At 57.2% G+C, this 15,976-nt stretch carries 19 protein-coding genes; 10 read left to right on the top strand and 9 right to left on the bottom strand.

Annotated elements, in window-relative coordinates:
* Positions 1-90: 90 nt before the first annotated feature.
* The 8 genes from ACR0KG_RS17750 to ACR0KG_RS17715 all read left to right on the top strand — a co-directional run bounded on the left by ACR0KG_RS17750 (position 91) and on the right by ACR0KG_RS17715 (position 6,913).
* Positions 91-1,071, top strand: a complete 981-nt coding sequence (locus ACR0KG_RS17750) for a TraB/GumN family protein (RefSeq protein WP_480828010.1) — start codon at positions 91-93, stop codon at positions 1,069-1,071.
* Between the two features lie 118 nt (positions 1,072-1,189).
* Positions 1,190-2,110, top strand: coding sequence for a manganese-dependent inorganic pyrophosphatase (locus ACR0KG_RS17745; RefSeq protein WP_480828009.1), 921 nt, complete (start codon positions 1,190-1,192; stop codon positions 2,108-2,110).
* A 240-nt stretch (positions 2,111-2,350) separates the two neighbouring features.
* Entirely contained in the window at positions 2,351-3,226 is an 876-nt protein-coding gene (locus ACR0KG_RS17740) for a TIGR01459 family HAD-type hydrolase (protein WP_480828008.1), read from the top strand.
* Between the two features lie 101 nt (positions 3,227-3,327).
* The gene (locus ACR0KG_RS17735) at positions 3,328-3,771 is read left to right on the top strand and encodes a MaoC family dehydratase (RefSeq protein WP_480828007.1); all 444 of its coding nucleotides are present in this window, start codon (positions 3,328-3,330) and stop codon (positions 3,769-3,771) included.
* A 111-nt stretch (positions 3,772-3,882) separates the two neighbouring features.
* Positions 3,883-4,410: a ClbS/DfsB family four-helix bundle protein gene (locus ACR0KG_RS17730; RefSeq protein WP_480828006.1), complete on the top strand. Its 528-nt coding sequence runs from the start codon at positions 3,883-3,885 to the stop codon at positions 4,408-4,410.
* A gap of 66 nt (positions 4,411-4,476) precedes the next feature.
* Positions 4,477-5,409 carry a bifunctional riboflavin kinase/FAD synthetase gene (locus tag ACR0KG_RS17725; RefSeq protein ID WP_480828005.1) on the top strand — a complete coding sequence of 311 codons (933 nt, stop codon included), beginning with the start codon at positions 4,477-4,479 and terminating at the stop codon, positions 5,407-5,409.
* Positions 5,406-5,879 carry a YcgN family cysteine cluster protein gene (locus ACR0KG_RS17720; protein WP_480828004.1) on the top strand — a complete coding sequence of 158 codons (474 nt, stop codon included), beginning with the start codon at positions 5,406-5,408 and terminating at the stop codon, positions 5,877-5,879. The genes ACR0KG_RS17725 and ACR0KG_RS17720 overlap by 4 nt, the downstream gene beginning before the upstream one ends.
* Positions 5,879-6,913: a threonine aldolase family protein gene (locus tag ACR0KG_RS17715; protein ID WP_480828003.1), complete on the top strand. Its 1,035-nt coding sequence runs from the start codon at positions 5,879-5,881 to the stop codon at positions 6,911-6,913. Before ACR0KG_RS17720 ends, ACR0KG_RS17715 begins: the two co-directional genes overlap by 1 nt.
* On the opposite strand, the gene ACR0KG_RS17710 is transcribed toward ACR0KG_RS17715, so the two are convergent.
* Both ACR0KG_RS17710 and ACR0KG_RS17705 read right to left on the bottom strand, forming a co-directional pair.
* Entirely contained in the window at positions 6,900-7,730 is an 831-nt protein-coding gene (locus tag ACR0KG_RS17710) for an alpha/beta fold hydrolase (RefSeq protein ID WP_480828002.1), read from the bottom strand. The two genes, ACR0KG_RS17715 and ACR0KG_RS17710, sit on opposite strands and share 14 nt — an antisense overlap.
* Positions 7,727-8,329, bottom strand: a complete 603-nt coding sequence (locus ACR0KG_RS17705) for a DsbA family protein (protein WP_480828001.1) — start codon at positions 8,327-8,329, stop codon at positions 7,727-7,729. Before ACR0KG_RS17705 ends, ACR0KG_RS17710 begins: the two co-directional genes overlap by 4 nt.
* 106 nt (positions 8,330-8,435) lie before the next feature.
* Here ACR0KG_RS17705 and ACR0KG_RS17700 point away from each other — a divergent pair, with 106 nt between their 5' ends.
* Together ACR0KG_RS17700 and rpiB are read left to right on the top strand one after the other, a co-directional pair.
* Positions 8,436-9,455 (top strand): ribose-phosphate pyrophosphokinase, encoded by a 1,020-nt coding sequence (locus tag ACR0KG_RS17700; protein ID WP_480548808.1) that lies wholly within the window; start codon positions 8,436-8,438, stop codon positions 9,453-9,455.
* Positions 9,456-9,512: 57 nt separating this feature from the next.
* Positions 9,513-9,953, top strand: coding sequence for a ribose 5-phosphate isomerase B (rpiB, locus tag ACR0KG_RS17695; RefSeq protein ID WP_480828000.1), 441 nt, complete (start codon positions 9,513-9,515; stop codon positions 9,951-9,953).
* 47 nt (positions 9,954-10,000) lie between these two features.
* On the opposite strand, the gene ACR0KG_RS17690 is transcribed toward rpiB, so the two are convergent.
* The 7 genes from ACR0KG_RS17690 to ACR0KG_RS17660 all read right to left on the bottom strand — a co-directional run bounded on the left by ACR0KG_RS17690 (position 10,001) and on the right by ACR0KG_RS17660 (position 15,728).
* Complete coding sequence (locus tag ACR0KG_RS17690) at positions 10,001-10,372, bottom strand: hypothetical protein (protein ID WP_480827999.1); 372 nt, start codon at positions 10,370-10,372, stop codon at positions 10,001-10,003.
* A gap of 33 nt (positions 10,373-10,405) precedes the next feature.
* A complete protein-coding gene (locus ACR0KG_RS17685) occupies positions 10,406-10,756 on the bottom strand; it encodes an H-type lectin domain-containing protein (RefSeq protein WP_480827998.1) in 351 nt (116 codons plus the stop codon).
* Between the two features lie 113 nt (positions 10,757-10,869).
* Positions 10,870-11,280 (bottom strand): F0F1 ATP synthase subunit epsilon, encoded by a 411-nt coding sequence (locus ACR0KG_RS17680; protein WP_353010399.1) that lies wholly within the window; start codon positions 11,278-11,280, stop codon positions 10,870-10,872.
* A 12-nt stretch (positions 11,281-11,292) separates the two neighbouring features.
* On the bottom strand, positions 11,293-12,717 hold the full coding sequence (gene atpD / locus ACR0KG_RS17675) for a F0F1 ATP synthase subunit beta (RefSeq protein WP_170536211.1): 1,425 nt from the start codon (positions 12,715-12,717) through the stop codon (positions 11,293-11,295).
* Between the two features lie 20 nt (positions 12,718-12,737).
* On the bottom strand, positions 12,738-13,616 hold the full coding sequence (locus ACR0KG_RS17670) for a F0F1 ATP synthase subunit gamma (RefSeq protein ID WP_480827997.1): 879 nt from the start codon (positions 13,614-13,616) through the stop codon (positions 12,738-12,740).
* A 12-nt stretch (positions 13,617-13,628) separates the two neighbouring features.
* Positions 13,629-15,167, bottom strand: a complete 1,539-nt coding sequence (atpA, locus tag ACR0KG_RS17665) for a F0F1 ATP synthase subunit alpha (RefSeq protein ID WP_170536205.1) — start codon at positions 15,165-15,167, stop codon at positions 13,629-13,631.
* Positions 15,168-15,728, bottom strand: coding sequence for a F0F1 ATP synthase subunit delta (locus ACR0KG_RS17660; protein WP_480827996.1), 561 nt, complete (start codon positions 15,726-15,728; stop codon positions 15,168-15,170).
* Between the last annotated feature and the right edge of the window lie 248 nt (positions 15,729-15,976).

Genomic DNA, 15,976 nt, shown 5'->3' with positions numbered 1-15,976 from the left:
GGTTTCCGACAGAAATACCAGATGCGTCGCCTTGAATATGCTGCATTTGCATGACTAAGTCCTTGCCTGACCCATCCCGGAGGATCGCACATGCGCCTGTTGGCCCTGATCGGATTTATGCTGCTGCCCGCTGCGGTACACGCCACCTGCGAAGGGCACGACCTGCGCCCGCTGATGTCTACCGCACAGCAGGACCGCCTGGATCAATCCCTCGCCAACATTCCCTATGCGGAAGGCAACCATTGGGTTGCCCGCAAAGGGGACACCACGCTGCACCTGATCGGAACGCTCCATACCAATGATCCTCGCATGGATGCGGTGGTTGAACGCCTGGCCCCTGCCCTCAGCCAGGCCGATGCCTTTTACTTCGAGGTCACTCAGGCCGAGATGAAAACATTTGAACAAGGTCTCGCACAGGATCTCAGCCCGGTCATGATCACCTCAGGGCCCACACTGATCGACCTGATGAGCGCTGAAGACTGGGCGAATTTATCCAACACACTAGCGGAACGTGGCATCCCCAGCTGGATGGCGGCAAAGATGCGCCCCTGGTTTCTCAGTATGATGCTGGGCATCCCGCCCTGCCTGATGCAGAGCCCAGATGCCAAATATGGAATGGATGCGCGGCTGACCGATCTGGCCGAGGCCCATGACATCCCGCAGCATTCCCTTGAACGGGTCGAAGACCTTATGACCATGTTTGACGATCTTCCGATGCAAGATCAGGTGGAATCACTGGTTCGGATGACCGGTGCGTTGCAAAGCGACGCCAATCACCTGACCACGATTGCCAACGCCTATCTAGAAGAAAAGCATGCCCAGATTCTGCAACTTGCACGGCTACAGGGGCTTGAGGCTTCGGGATTGTCTGAAACCGAATACGCAGCGGAATGGGACCGGTTCGAAGATAAGATGCTGATAGAACGTAATGCCAATTGGATGGAGCACATCCTGAGCATTCAGAACCAGACCGCCGTCATCGCGGTGGGCGCTGGCCACCTGGGTGATGATTTCGGGCTATTGGCCTTGCTGGAACAGGCCGGATACACGCTGACCCCCGCACCCTTTTAGCCATTCGGTCTCTACCCAACACGCGTCAGACGAACCGTCGCATGCGCGAAGCTCTTGGTGACAATTGGTTTGGACCAACCTATAAGGCGCGCAAAATTACAATCCTCAGGATACAATCATGACAACCCTTGTATTTGGCCACAAATCTCCGGACACCGATTCCACAGGCTCACCGATCCTGTGGTCCTGGTATTTGAACGAAATCAAAGGCGAACAGGCCGAGCCCGTCTTGCTGGGCGAACCCAACACCGAGGCTGCCTTTATGCTGCAGCGTTGGGACCTGCCCAAACCGCGCATCATCTCGGATGTGGAGGCAGACGCACCAGTTGTCATCGTCGACACCAACAACCCGGCCGAACTGCCCGCATGCGTCAACAACGCCGATATCCGCGCGATCATCGACCACCATAAGCTGGTTGGCGGTCTGGAAACCAAAGGCCCGATCGACATCACCGTGCGCCCGCTTGCGTGTACCGCGACGATCATGGTCGACCTGATCGGTGACGACGCGGCCAAGATGCCAGACGCCGTCAAAGGTGCCGCGCTGACCTGCATCCTGTCGGACACACTGGAATTCCGCTCACCCACCACCACTGCGCATGACCGCGCCGTGGCCGAGAAACTGGCTGCGGAACTGGGCTTGGATGTCTCGGCCTATGCGGCCGATATGTTCGCAGCAAAATCGGATGTTTCGTCTTTCTCGGACGCCGAGTTGATCCGCATGGATAGCAAGGAATACGAAGTTGACGGCACCAAGTTTCGCGTCTCGGTTCTGGAAACAACAGCGCCCGGAGTTGTGCTGGACCGCAAAGACAGCCTGGCCGCTTCGATGGTAGATGTCGCCAAGGAAGACGGCGTCGATCAGGTGCTGTTGTTCGTCGTTGATATCCTGAACGAAGAAGCCACCTTGCTGGTGCCCAACGATCTGGTCAAAAGCGTTGCCGAAAAGAGCTTTGACGCTGCCGTTGAAGGAGACATCGTGGTCTTGCCCGGCGTCATGAGCCGCAAAAAGCAGATCATCCCAAATCTGAAAGTTTGATCGCAGACAACCTGAGATACCAAGGCGCTCAATTGGGCGCCTTTCTTCTTTTTGCGAGGCTCTGCCTCGCGCTCCGGGATATTTAGAGCCAGATGAAGATTGGATCCCTGCTTCATCTGGCCGCAAATATCCCGGGGGAGTCGCCCAAAGGGCGGCGGGGGCAGCGCCCCCCCTCTGGCAAAACCTGTTTCTGTCTGCCATAGCCTAGGCAACCCGCGCCCCATCGCTGAAAGAGAGCCTATGACCCAGATCATCTCCTCACTGACCGAGATTTCGGACCGTTACAAGGCGCTGTTTGTTGACCTCTGGGGATGCGTCCACAACGGTATTACGGCGTTTCCCGAAGCGGTGGCTGCGTTGCAATCCTATCGCGCGGCGGGCGGTTTGGTCGTTCTGGTAACCAACTCGCCCAAACCACGGGCCGGGGTTGCCTCGCAATTGGCGCAGTTCAACGTGCCAGACGATGCCTATGACACCATCGCGACCAGCGGAGATTCTGCTCGGTCTGCCATGTTCCGCGGTGTTGTTGGGCACAAGGTCTATTTCATGGGAGAATGGGAACGCGACGCTGGTTTTTTCGAACCGTTGAAACTGTTGGATCATCCGATCCATATCGACCGCGTTCCGCTGGATCAGGCTGAAGGGATCGTATGTTGCGGGCCCTTTGATCCCATGGCGGACCCGGATGTGAACCGCGCGGATTTCCTATATGCCAAGCAAATGGGAATGAAACTGCTCTGTGCGAACCCAGATATCGTGGTGGATCGGGGTGAGGTGCGCGAGTGGTGCGCAGGGGCCCTGGCGAAGCTTTACACTGAAATGGGTGGCGAAAGTCTCTATTTTGGCAAACCTCATCCCCCGATCTACGATCTGGCCCGTCGCAGGCTACAGGAACTGGGCGCGGACATTCCCGATGGAGACATCCTGGCCATTGGTGATGGCCCCCACACCGACATTCTGGGCGGCATGGGTGAGGGAATCGATACGCTGTTTATCTCGGGCGGTTTGGCCGCAGCTGAAACAAAAACAACACATCATCCGCACGAAGAATCCCTAACTGGCTATATTCAAAAAGAAAAGATCAACCCAACCTACACGATTGGCCGTTTGAGATAGAAATTTTGGGCTTGATTTTCTGCATCTGCGAAGTAATAAAGTTGCCATCTTAGGGCGATCAGTGGATTTTTGTTTCACGGTCGATGTCGAGTGAGGGCAACATGTTGGATAATCTTCCACGCGGAACGATCTGTATCGAAGACATCGAAATGGGCATGACCCGTCACCTGCGCAAAGTGGTGACAGACGAAGATATCGAGATGTTTGCTCAGGTGTCCACCGACCGGAACCCGGTGCATCTGGATGATGACTATGCGCGCGATACGATCTTTGAGGGCCGTATTGCACATGGGATGCTAACAGCGGGTCTGATCTCGGCCGTGATTGGCGAGCAGCTGCCGGGCCATGGCACAGTTTACATGGGCCAGTCGCTGAAGTTCCTGGCCCCGGTGCGTCCCGGCGATATGGTCTATGCCGAGGTCAAAGTGATCGACATCGAATTCTCCAAGCGCCGCGTCAAGCTGGATTGTCATTGCTCGGTCGACGGGAAGAAGGTTCTGATCGGCGAAGCCATGGTGCTGGCCCCGTCGCGTAAATTCGACTGATCAGCACTATTTTCTAAGATGCCGTTGAGCACAGTTGATCTGTGTCATTCGCCTCAGATGCAAAACCGATAGCCTCTGCGCAATCCACAGGTTTCGCAATAGGGGTTATCTATGGCCGCAACAAGCAAAGAAGAATTGCTAAGCATTACGCAGAAAGAGTTCCTGAAACTGAAGACACTGATCGCCCCTATTTCGGCGGCCGGTGCACTGCGCAAGGATGATGAGGATACATCCATCAAGGATGTAATCGCGCATAGGGCACATTGGATCGAGTTGTTCTTGGGTTGGTACACCGATGGTCAGGCCGGAAAGACAGTGTATTTTCCGGCAGAGGGCTACAAATGGAACGATCTGCGCCGCTACAATGCTGAACTGCGTCAGCAACAGTCACACATCTCTTGGGAAGATGCCCTGGTGGCTTTGGATCACGCCGCGGAAAAGCTGGATGCATTCTTGCAATCCTGTTCAAACGCCGAACTTTATGATGGCCCTATGAAAGGGGCGAAGAACAACTGGACAACAGGCCGTTGGGCTGAGGCAGCAGGACCCAGTCATTTCCGGTCAGCCGCCAAGTACATTAGGGCAAGGCTGAAGCGCTCCGACGCTCTGACTAGTCAGAAAGACCCGCAGCGTTCCTAGCAGGAATTTTTCAACCACTCGGATGAGGTGCTTGAACATAGCTGGGATGAACAGTACCCACTTCGCATGCAGATCATCCGAGACTTCCAGTTTGTTGAGCCAAAAGATCGCGGCGCGAGCGTGGCGATCGGGAATTTTGATGGCGTGCACCTTGGGCATCAGTCCGTCATCGCGCTGGCCCGCAACGCGGCCCCTGATGCGCCGCTGGGTGTTTTGACGTTCGAGCCACATCCGCGTGAGTATTTTGCCCCCGACACACAGCCCTTCCGGCTGATGCGCGGGAATGCGCGGGCGCACCGGCTGGAAAAGATGGGCGTGGAGAAACTGTATGAACTGCCCTTCAACGCTGCACTCGCTGGTCTTTCACCCGAGGAGTTTGCCCGCAATGTGATCTGCGATGGCCTCGGCCTGTCGCATGTCGTTGTCGGCGCCGATTTCTGCTTTGGCAAAGGGCGCAGCGGAACGGCAGACGATCTGGTCCGCTTTGGGCAGGATATGGGATTTGGCGTGACCATCGCACCGCTGATGGAGCGCTCCGACAACGTGGTATCCTCGACCGCGATCCGCACAGCACTCAGCGAAGGCCACCCGCGGGACGCTGCCACCATGCTCGGCCACTGGCACCGGATCGAAGGTGAAGTGATCGGGGGTGAGCAGCGCGGGCGCGAGTTGGGTTTTCCCACCGCCAATATGTCCATCGAAGGGCTGCACCCACCAAAATTCGGTGTCTATGCCGTATTGGTCGATGTGCTGGATGGCCCGCATCGGGGCAGCTATCACGGCGCTGCGTCGGTTGGGGTACGGCCTATGTTCAACGGTGAGGTTCCCAATATTGAAACCTTCCTTTTCGACTTTTCAGGCGATCTCTACGGGGCGACTCTGTCGGTGGGTTTGATTGATTTCCTGCGCCCGGAACTGACCTTTGACGGGCTGGACGCCCTTATCGCGCAAATGGATACGGATTGCGAAAAGGCGCGCAGCATTCTGGACAGCCTATGAGCACAGATCCGATTGAACGCACAGGCTTGCCCGCCCGGTTCTGGGAACGCAAACCCCTGCGCAAGATGAACCAGCGCGAGTGGGAAGCTTTGTGCGACGGCTGCGGCAAATGTTGCCTGAACAAGCTGGAAGACGAGGACAGTGGTGAGGTTGCCCTAACCTGCGTTGCTTGCCGATTGCTGGATGACGAAAGCTGCCGGTGCACGCAATATGATATCCGACATCAATTTGTGCCCGAATGTATCGTTATGACGCCCGACAACATCGACGATCACGCCTATTGGCTGCCACAAACCTGCGCCTATCGTCTGCTCTGGGAAGGCAAGCGGTTGTACGACTGGCACCCACTGATATCCGGCACGCCGGACAGCGTGCACGCGGCGGGCGTTTCCGTTCAGGGGCGCACTGTCTCCGAGTTTGAAACCCCCTTGGAAGAGTGGGAAGATCACATTATTGAGGAGCCAACTTAATGTTCTTTGCCTCTGACAATTCCGGCCCGGTCCATCCCAATGTTCTGGCCAAACTGGCTGAAGCCAATCAGGGCTATCAGATGGCCTATGGGGCGGACACGATGATGGATGAGGTTCGCGCACGCATTCGCGAAATCTTCGAGTCTCCGAACGCTGCAGTCTACCTGGTGGCAACCGGGACGGCGGCGAATTCGCTGGCTCTGGCCACCTTGTCCAACCCGTGGGAGACGATCTTTTGCTCACCAGTTGCCCACATTCACGAGGATGAGTGCAACGCGCCCGAATTCTACAGCGGAGCCAAGCTGACGCTTGTTCCGGGCGGTGACAAGATGGCGCCCGAAGCGTTGCGGGGTTCGATCCTTGGAGAGGAAACACGCGGCGTTCACGGCCCGCAGCGCGGGCCCGTGTCGATCACGCAGGTGACTGAACGCGGATCGGTCTATACGCTGGAAGAGTTGCAAGCGCTCTGCGCCGTGGCCAAGGAATTCGAGCTGCCGGTGCATCTGGACGGCGCACGTTTCTCCAACGCTTTGGTTGCTTTGAACTGTTCTCCAGCCGAAATGACATGGAAAGCTGGCGTAGATGCGGTCAGTTTTGGCGGCACCAAGAATGGGTTGTTGGGTGTCGAGGCTGTTGTATTCTTTGACGAAAGCAAGGCGTGGGAGTTTGAGTTGCGCCGCAAACGCGGGGCGCATCTGTTTTCCAAACACCGCTACCTGTCTGCCCAGATGGCGGCCTATCTGGATGATGACCTGTGGCTGAAACTGGCGCGACAGGCGAATGCAAACGCAGCCCGGCTGGCCGATGGTCTGCGTAAAAAAGGGGCCGAGTTTTTGCATGAACCGCAGGCCAATATGATCTTCGCCTCATTCTCACGCGCGCAGCACAAGCACCTGCACGAGGCGGGTGCCGCCTATCACCTCTGGGGTGATACGCTGGACGGTGAAGATGAGAGCGAGTTGCTCGCCTGTCGGCTGGTTTGCGACTGGTCGATCGGGGCTGAGGATATCGATCGCTTTCTCAATCTGCTTTGAGCGGGCTTCGGCTTTCCCAAAACTCATCAAGCAGCGTCGCTGTTTCGAACGGATGTGAAATCGGCAGCATATGCCCTGCGCCAAACACTTTGGTGTGGGTTGCGTCGGGCAAGCGCTGTTTTAGCCCATTGCAAATGGCTGGCATCACCGGATGACTTTCGGACCCGCTCAACAGCAGGATTGGCATTGAGGCGCGCTTTAGGGTTTCAGGGGCGAGCAACCCAAACGCGTCATCATAAAGCGCCGCATGAACAGCGGGGACTGCATCAATGCCCCGAACCATACTGGCCCGCGTTCGTTCAGGCAGATCCGACCACTTGGCGCTGTTCTGTGTGCTCCACATCCGGTTGAACAGCCGTGCCGCCAGGGTCTTGTCGCCTGCGGCAAAGGCCGCAGCAATGGGTGACGCATCCCGCTCATGTTGATCAAAAGCAGCGTGCGCGTCCTGTTTTGCAATGGCAAAGAAAACTGGTTCAATCAGAACCAAACTACGAATGCGTTCGGGATGTGCAATTGCCAGCCGAAGCGCGATCATGGCCCCGAACGAATGACCGATCACATCCGTGGGTTCAGGCAACTCTGCAGCAGACAATCGGCTGACCAGGTCGAAATAATCACCCTGCCCGTCCCAATCCGGACTACGACCATGTGACAGCATATCCGGTGCAGTAGTGCAGACCTTTTGGCTCAGCGCTGCGGCCAATCCGGACCACACGCCAGAATGTGCGATGGTGCAATGAAGGGCAAACAGCTTTCGCGGGCCCTCCCCTATTCGTCTGACATAGATCGAGGGCTGTGGTTCGGAAGGCAAAGTCACCCTTTCAGTTCAGCCAGGTGCTGGTCGAGGTCGTCCAATCGGTCTTGCCCCCAGAACCTTTGATCATCTGGTGTGATATAGAACGGTGCACCGAACACACCTCGGTCTACGGCCTCTTCCAGATTGGCGGCATAAGTTTCTGCCCCAACCAATAGCCCACTATTGGCTAGATCCGGGTCAAACCCGGCATCGGAAAGGCAGGACCGGATCACATCATCTTGTGCCACATCCCTTTCTTCAGCCCAGCACGCGCGCAACAGCGAATGGCACAGCTTACCTACATCGCCTGATCCATCCTTGATCGCCGCGATCACCGCATAGGAAGACGGTGCCATATTGGTGGGCCAATGCGCCGGTTGCAGATTGAAATCCATGCCCAGATTTCTGGACTGCCGCAGCAGCTCTTGCGCGCGGTATTCGATGCGAGAGATATGCCTGTCTTTCGGCGGAATACCCCCGGTGCGCGCGAACAAGGCCATGATATCCAGCGGTTTGTAGTTAATCGTCGCTCCATGCTTCGCCGCGACCTCCTCCAGTCGGGTGCCGGCAAGGTAGCTATAGGGCGAAATTGTCGCAAAATAGTAGTCAATCTGAGTCATGTTCACTTTCTCCGCTGCGTTACCTTTGCGGGACGGTAGACCCATGCTAAGCGGTGTCAACATCACGAATCTGTCACATGCCAAAGCTGCCCGGGGACCTCAGCCGATGCCGACACTTCACGAACCCAAGCTTATCGCTGGGAACGCAAACCTTCCGCTTGCCGAAACAATCGCACGCCGCATGAGCCTGCATCGCGGTGTTGACCAGGGTCTGGTCGATGCGCGGGTCGAACGGTTCAATGATGGCGAGATTTTCGTCGAAGTTTTTGAGAACGTGCGCGGTGAGGATATGTTCATTATCCAGCCGACCTCGAACCCGGCGAACGACAACCTGATGGAGCTACTGATTATCGCCGACGCGCTGCGCCGATCCTCTGCTCAGCGCATCACCGCAGTGATCCCGTATTTCGGCTATGCCCGCCAGGATCGTCGCACCAAGGCGCGTACGCCTATCAGCGCCAAACTGGTGGCCAACATGCTGACCGGCGCCGGGATCGAACGTGTTTTGACCATGGATCTGCACGCCGCCCAGATTCAGGGGTTCTTTGATATCCCAGTAGATAACCTCTATGCATCACCGATTTTTGCGTTGGATGTGAAAACCCAGTTCAAGAGCAATCTAGACGAGATCATGGTGGTCTCACCCGATGTCGGCGGCGTGGCCCGCGCGCGGGAACTGGCCAAACGGATCAACGCGCCGCTATCGATCGTGGACAAGCGCCGTGAGAAAGCCGGTGAAGTCGCAGAAATGACAGTGATCGGGGACGTGAAGGACAAGATCTGTCTGATAGTAGACGACATGTGCGACACCGCCGGAACGCTCTGTAAAGCAGCGCAGGTGCTGCTGGATAACGGTGCCAAGGAAGTCCATTCCTACATCACCCACGGCGTCATGAGCGGCCCGGCGGTCGAGCGTGTGACGAACTCGGTCATGAAGTCGCTTGTGCTGACCGATACGATCCAGCCGACGCCCGAAGTTGCGAAAGCCCCGAACATCCGCGTCGTACCGACTGCACCGATCTTTACGCAGGCCATTCTGAATATCTGGAACGGCACCAGCGTATCGTCGCTGTTTGAGGACAAGACGCTGACGCCGATCTACGAGTCGCTCTATCACATGGACTGAGATCGAGGTTGGGCGCAGACCCATCACTCGACCTATATTGAACAGGAATTCGGTGAGATGACCGCAGTCAAACGTATCGTCCTTTCCAGCGACCATGCCGCAATCGATCTGCGACAGGCCGTTGCAGCCCATGTCTCGGCGCAGGGCTGGGATGTTTTGGATATCGGTCCGACGACGCCGGAAAGCACGCACTACCCCAAACACGGCAAGGCCGCCGCGCAGGCCGTTGCGTCGGGCGACTGTCAGCTGGGCATCATCCTCTGCGGTACTGGCCAGGGTATCATGATGGCGGCCAATAAAGTACCGGGCATTCGTTGTGGCGTGTGTTCCGATACCTTTTCGGCCCGCATGATCCGCCAGCACAACGATGCCAACATGCTCTCCATCGGCGCCCGCGTCGTAGGCGAAGGTACGGCACTGGATATCGTGGATGCGTTTCTGGGTGCTGAATTTGAGGGCGGCCGACATGCGGCCCGCGTGGACATGATTGAAGACTGAGCGCTTATTTATCGCCATCAGTCAAACGCCACGGTTGTAGCTCTAGGCTAAAGGCAAATTGCATCAACCTGGGCTTCGAACCTTATCACCATAGCATCTTCGGATTGCCACCAGATATCCCAGATATAAGTGCACGCAAAATCTGCTTTTCTGAAGCGTGCAAATCGGTTCTCGAGGTCGACGGAAATACCTTGTAGCTGCAACTGATGAACCAGTTCCACCTCAGGAAACGGTGGTGCGAACTCATCGTCTAGGCGGGCTTGAAGTTGATCCCCTGCTTCTTCGAAGTTGGCCGGGAGTCCCTGCAGTAAAGCGGGCAAAGATTCATTCGTTCGATCAAATGATAAGATGTAGCCGGTCGTCAAAGCGAGCATGACCAGCAGCGGGACGAGTGTTCGACGCACAGCTACCAAACTCATCACGAACGCTCGCGTCTGACCATAGTCTGAACCTCAGGATATGTTCCAATCATCTGGATGCGCCACTTCACCGAAGGCTGTCCAACTCACCCGAATGCGTGCGATCCGGGTATCAGACCAAGTGCGGAACACCGCAGTAAACCCCTCGGGCGTCACATCCACAGCTTTGACTTCGGCGCGCAGTGCGGACGATGTATCCACATCCCAGAGCGAGATTCCTACCTGAACCACTGGCGCCGAGCGGAAGGCTTCGGTGAACCGGATCGCAGATCGGCGTTCGCGCGGGCCCTCGCCCGTCCACATGTCGCCCCCTTCGGCGAACTCGGAAAACAGCACCTCTTCGCCCTGATCGATGCCGATGGGATGGGTTAGAAATTTCTTCATTCTGTCATCATTGTTCTTGAATTCCAGAAACCTACTCTGCCTTTTTGGCGAAAGCACGACAAAAAACGGCCCCGCAAAAGCGAGGCCGTTCAAGTGTTGCGCTGTTGAACCTGTTATAGGCTCATATGCGTTCCAAGGGCTTCCATATCGGCCAGCAGCTTGGCGGCATCGTCGACGATGGTCTGATCGTCACCGGCCTTGGCGGCCTCGTGCGAGGCGCGCGCCTCTTCGATCATCTCATCCAGATGCGACCGGGTCACTTCCGAGACCGGGATGGCCTTTTCGGCCAGAACCGACAAGCTGTCGCCGTTGATCTGGGCAAACCCACCGGTGACTAGGTATTCGCTGGACCCTTCGGGTGCCTCGACCTTCAGCAGACCGGGGCGCAGCGTGGTGATGGTGGGGGCATGATCAGGCATCGCCGTCATGTCCCCGTCCGCGCCGGGAATCTGGACCGCGCTGGCCTCAAGCGAAGCAAGGCTCCGCTCGGGGCTGACGAGGTCGAATTGCATCGTGTTTGCCATCAGGGATACTCCTTAGGCGGCTTCTGCGGCCATCTTTTCCGCTTTGGCGATCACTTCGTCGATGCCGCCAACCATCAGGAAGGCCGCTTCGGGCAGGTGATCGTATTCGCCAGCCACAACCGCTTTGAACGATGCGATGGTCACGTCCAGAGGAACCTGAACGCCCGGCGAACCGGTGAAGACTTCGGCAACGTCGAACGGCTGCGACAGGAAGCGCTCGATCTTACGGGCGCGGGCCACGGTCAGTTTGTCTTCTTCCGACAGTTCGTCCATGCCGAGGATGGCGATGATGTCCTGCAGCGACTTATAGCGCTGGAGGATCTGCTGAACGTCGGTCGCAACCGCGTAGTGCTCTTCACCAACGATGGCCGGGTCCAGCAGACGCGACGACGAGTCGAGCGGGTCAACAGCCGGATAGATACCCTTTTCCGAGATCGCACGGTTCAGAACGGTGGTCGCATCCAGGTGCGCAAACGATGTTGCCGGCGCGGGGTCGGTAAGGTCATCCGCAGGTACGTAGATCGCCTGCACCGAGGTGATCGAGCCCGACTTGGTCGAGGTGATGCGTTCCTGCAGGGCGCCCATGTCGGTCGCCAGTGTAGGCTGGTAGCCCACCGCCGAAGGAATACGACCCAGCAGAGCCGAAACCTCGGAGCCCGCCTGTGTGAAGCGGAAGATGTTGTCGACGAAGAACAGAACGTCGGTACCGGACTGGTCGCGGAACTGCTCGGCCAGGGTCAGACCTGTCAGAGCAACACGGGCACGCGCACCCGGAGGTTCGTTCATCTGACCGTAAACCAGGGCCACCTGCGATTCCGACAGGTTGTCGGGCTTGATCACGTTGGATTCGATCATCTCGTGGTACAGGTCGTTCCCTTCACGGGTCCGTTCACCAACACCCGCGAACACCGAGAAGCCCGAGTGCACTTTTGCGATATTGTTGATCAGCTCCATGATCAGAACGGTTTTACCAACGCCGGCGCCGCCGAACAGGCCAATCTTACCGCCTTTGGCGTAAGGGGCCAGCAGGTCAACAACCTTGATGCCGGTCACCAGAACTTCCGACTCGGTCGACTGTTCTGCAAAAGTCGGTGCAGGCTGGTGGATTGCGCGGGCTTCACTTGCCTCAACCGGACCTTTTTCGTCGATCGGCTCGCCGACCACGTTCAGGATACGGCCCAGGGTGGCGTTGCCGACCGGTACCGAGATCGGTGCGCCGGTGTCCGTGACCGCTTCGCCACGAACCAGACCTTCGGTCGCGTCCATCGCAATGGTACGGACTGTGTTTTCACCCAGGTGCTGAGCAACTTCCAACACTAGGCGCTTGCCGTTGTTGGTGGTTTCCAGCGCGTTCAGAATTTCAGGCAGCGCATCATCGAACTGCACGTCAACGACGGCCCCGATGATCTGTGTGACTTTGCCTTTTGCATTCGCCATGTTTCGTCTCCGGTTTGTCTCTACAGCGCTTCGGCGCCGGAAATAATTTCAATCAGCTCGTTGGTGATCACGGCCTGACGTGAGCGGTTGAACTGGATGGTCAGCTTGTCGATCATCTCACCCGCGTTGCGTGTCGCGTTGTCCATCGCGGACATCCGTGCACCCTGTTCGGACGCTCCGTTTTCGAGCAGAGCCGAGAAGATCGCAGTTGCAACCCCCTTGGGCAGCAGGTCGGCCAGAATGGCCTCTTCGCTGGGCTCGTAGTCGAAAACGGCACCGCTGTCGTCCCCTGCCGCGTCGTCTTCGAACGAGGCGGGAATGACCTGCTGCGCCGTCGGGATCTGGGTCACAACGTTGACGAACTTCGAATAGAAGATCGTGGCAACATCGAACTCACCCCCGTCAAAGCGGGACAGGACGTCCTTGGCGATGTCTTGCGCGTTGGTGTAGCCAATGCGCTTGACCTCGCTCAGGTCGACATGTCCAACGAACAGGTCGCCAAAATCACGCTTGAGCGCGTCGCGGCCTTTTTTGCCGACCGTCAGAACTTTGACCGTCTTGCCCTGGCCGCGCAGCTCGTCCGCCTTTTGGCGGGCCAGCTTGGCAATGTTCGAATTGAAGCCGCCACACAGGCCGCGTTCAGCTGTCATCACAACCAGCAGATGGACATCATCACTGCCCGTACCCCGGAGCAGCTTGGGGGCGCTGTCGCTGCCCCCGACCGACGCCGCCAGCCCCGCCATCACGGCATTGAATCGCTCGGCATAGGGGCGCGAGGCTTCGGCAGATTCCTGGGCGCGGCGCAGTTTTGCTGCCGCGACCATCTGCATGGCCTTGGTGATCTTGCGGGTCGATTTGACCGACTCGATCCTGTTTTTAAGGTCCTTCAGACTAGGCATCGGAACCTCCTATCAAGCGAAGGTTGCGGCGTATTCGTCGATCGCTGCCTTGATCTTGTCGGACGCTTCACCTTTGACCTTCGGATCTTCGTCGGTGATCCACTTCAGCAGGTCAGCATGCTTGCCACGCAGGTGCGCCAGCAGACCGGCCTCGTAGCGGCCAACATCTGAGACGTCGATCTTGTCGAGGTAACCGTTGGTGCCTGCGAAGATGACGCAGACGATTTCCGCGTTGGTCAGCGGCGAGTACTGCGGCTGTTTCATCAGCTCGGTCAGACGCGCGCCACGGTTCAGCAGCTGCTGAGTTGCGGCGTCCAGGTCCGAACCAAACTGCGCAAAGGCCGCCATTTCGCGGTACTGAGCCAGTTCCAGTTTAACCGGACCAGCAACCGATTTCATCGCATCAGTCTGAGCCGAAGAGCCCACACGCGAAACCGACAGACCGGTGTTCACAGCAGGACGGATGCCCTGGTAGAACAGTTCGGTTTCTAGGAAGATCTGACCATCGGTGATCGAGATCACGTTGGTCGGAATAAAGGCTGATACGTCACCACCCTGAGTTTCGATAACCGGCAGAGCGGTTAGCGAGCCTGCGCCGAAATCTTCGTTCAGCTTCGCCGAACGTTCCAGCAGACGGGAGTGGAGGTAGAAAACGTCACCAGGATAGGCTTCACGTCCGGGCGGACGGCGCAGCAGCAGCGACATCTGACGATAAGACACAGCCTGTTTCGACAGGTCATCATAAATGATCAGAGCGTGGCGGCCATTGTCGCGGAAGTACTCGGCCATGGCAGTCGCGGCGTAAGGCGCCAGGAACTGCATCGGCGCCGGGTCGGACGCGGTCGCGGCAACAACGATCGAGTATTCAATCGCGCCGGATTCTTCCAGCTTCTTCACCAGCTGCGCAACGGTCGAACGCTTCTGACCAACCGCAACATACACGCAGTACAGCTTCTTCGACTCGTCGTCGCCAGCAGCTTCGTTGTAGACCTTCTGGTTCAGGATGGTGTCCAGAGCCACAGCGGTTTTACCGGTCTGACGGTCACCAATGATCAGTTCCCGCTGGCCACGGCCAATCGGGATCATCGCGTCAACCGATTTCAGGCCGGTTGCCATCGGCTCGTGCACCGATTTACGCGGGATAATGCCTGGGGCTTTAACGTCTGCAACGCCGCGCTTCGACGCGTTGATCGGGCCTTTGCCATCCAGCGGGTTGCCCAGACCGTCAACAACACGGCCCAGCAGCTCATCCCCGATCGGAACGTCCACGATCGAGTTGGTGCGTTTAACAGTGTCACCTTCTTTGATGTCACGGTCAGAACCGAAGATAACGACACCGACGTTGTCGCTTTCCAGGTTCAGCGCCATGCCCATGATGCCACCGGGAAACTCGACCATCTCACCGGCTTGCACGTTGTCCAGGCCGTATACACGGGCAATCCCGTCACCGACGCTCAGCACGCGGCCGATTTCGGCCACTTCGGCTTCCTGACCAAAATTCTTGATCTGGTCCTTCAGGATTGCAGAAATCTCTGCAGCTTGGATTCCCATTTATCCGACCTCTTTCATTGCATTCTGTAGGGAGTTCAGCTTCGAACGGATCGAGCTATCGATCATTTTCGAGCCCACTTTAACGACAAGACCGCCGATGAGGCTTTCATCAACGGTCGCATTGATTGTCACGGTCTTGCCCACACGCTCGGACAGCGTCTTGGACAGTTTTTCCAGTTGTGTCTTGGTCAGCGCCTTGGCCGAGGCGACATCGGCGGTCACTTCGCCACGCTCTTCTGCCAGCATCTCGCGCAGAACCTGCACCAGTTGAGGCACCACGAACAGACGGCGCTTTTGTGCCATCAGGCCCAGCGTATTGCTGAGAAGGGTATTCAGACCCATTTTTGAAGCGATTGCTGCAATCGCGCCCTCTTGCTCGGCGCGGGAAACAAGCGGCGAAGCAATCAGATCGCGCAAATCGGCGCTTTCGCCCAAAGCTGCTGCCAGATCGTTGATTCCGGTTTCCAGACCTGCAAGGTCGTTATTCTCTTTCGCGATCTCGAAGATCGCAGTGGCATAGCGCTCGGCGATGCCTGTGGAAATCGAAGCTGGTTCGGACACGTCCACCCTTCCGATATTTGAGGCCCCGATTTTGAGTAGCGGCCGCTACCTTGGGGCGTGAGGAAACCCCGTCCGTAAAGGGCGGGGATCAAAATCACCGGGGATGTAGCAGAGGTGAACCAACCTAGCAACATAATATAGTGACGATGAATTTATCCACAAAACGTTTAAATTCAGCAAGTTAGAAAAAGTGCGACGCTTTGAACCTGTCTGACCGTTTGAAAAATGTTTCGAAACTGTAGGTTTTT

It is taken from the genome of Ruegeria sp. H4 (assembly GCF_056533065.1).
Note: the sequence above shows the minus strand (reverse complement) of the source record. Positions and strands in the feature narration are given on the sequence as shown.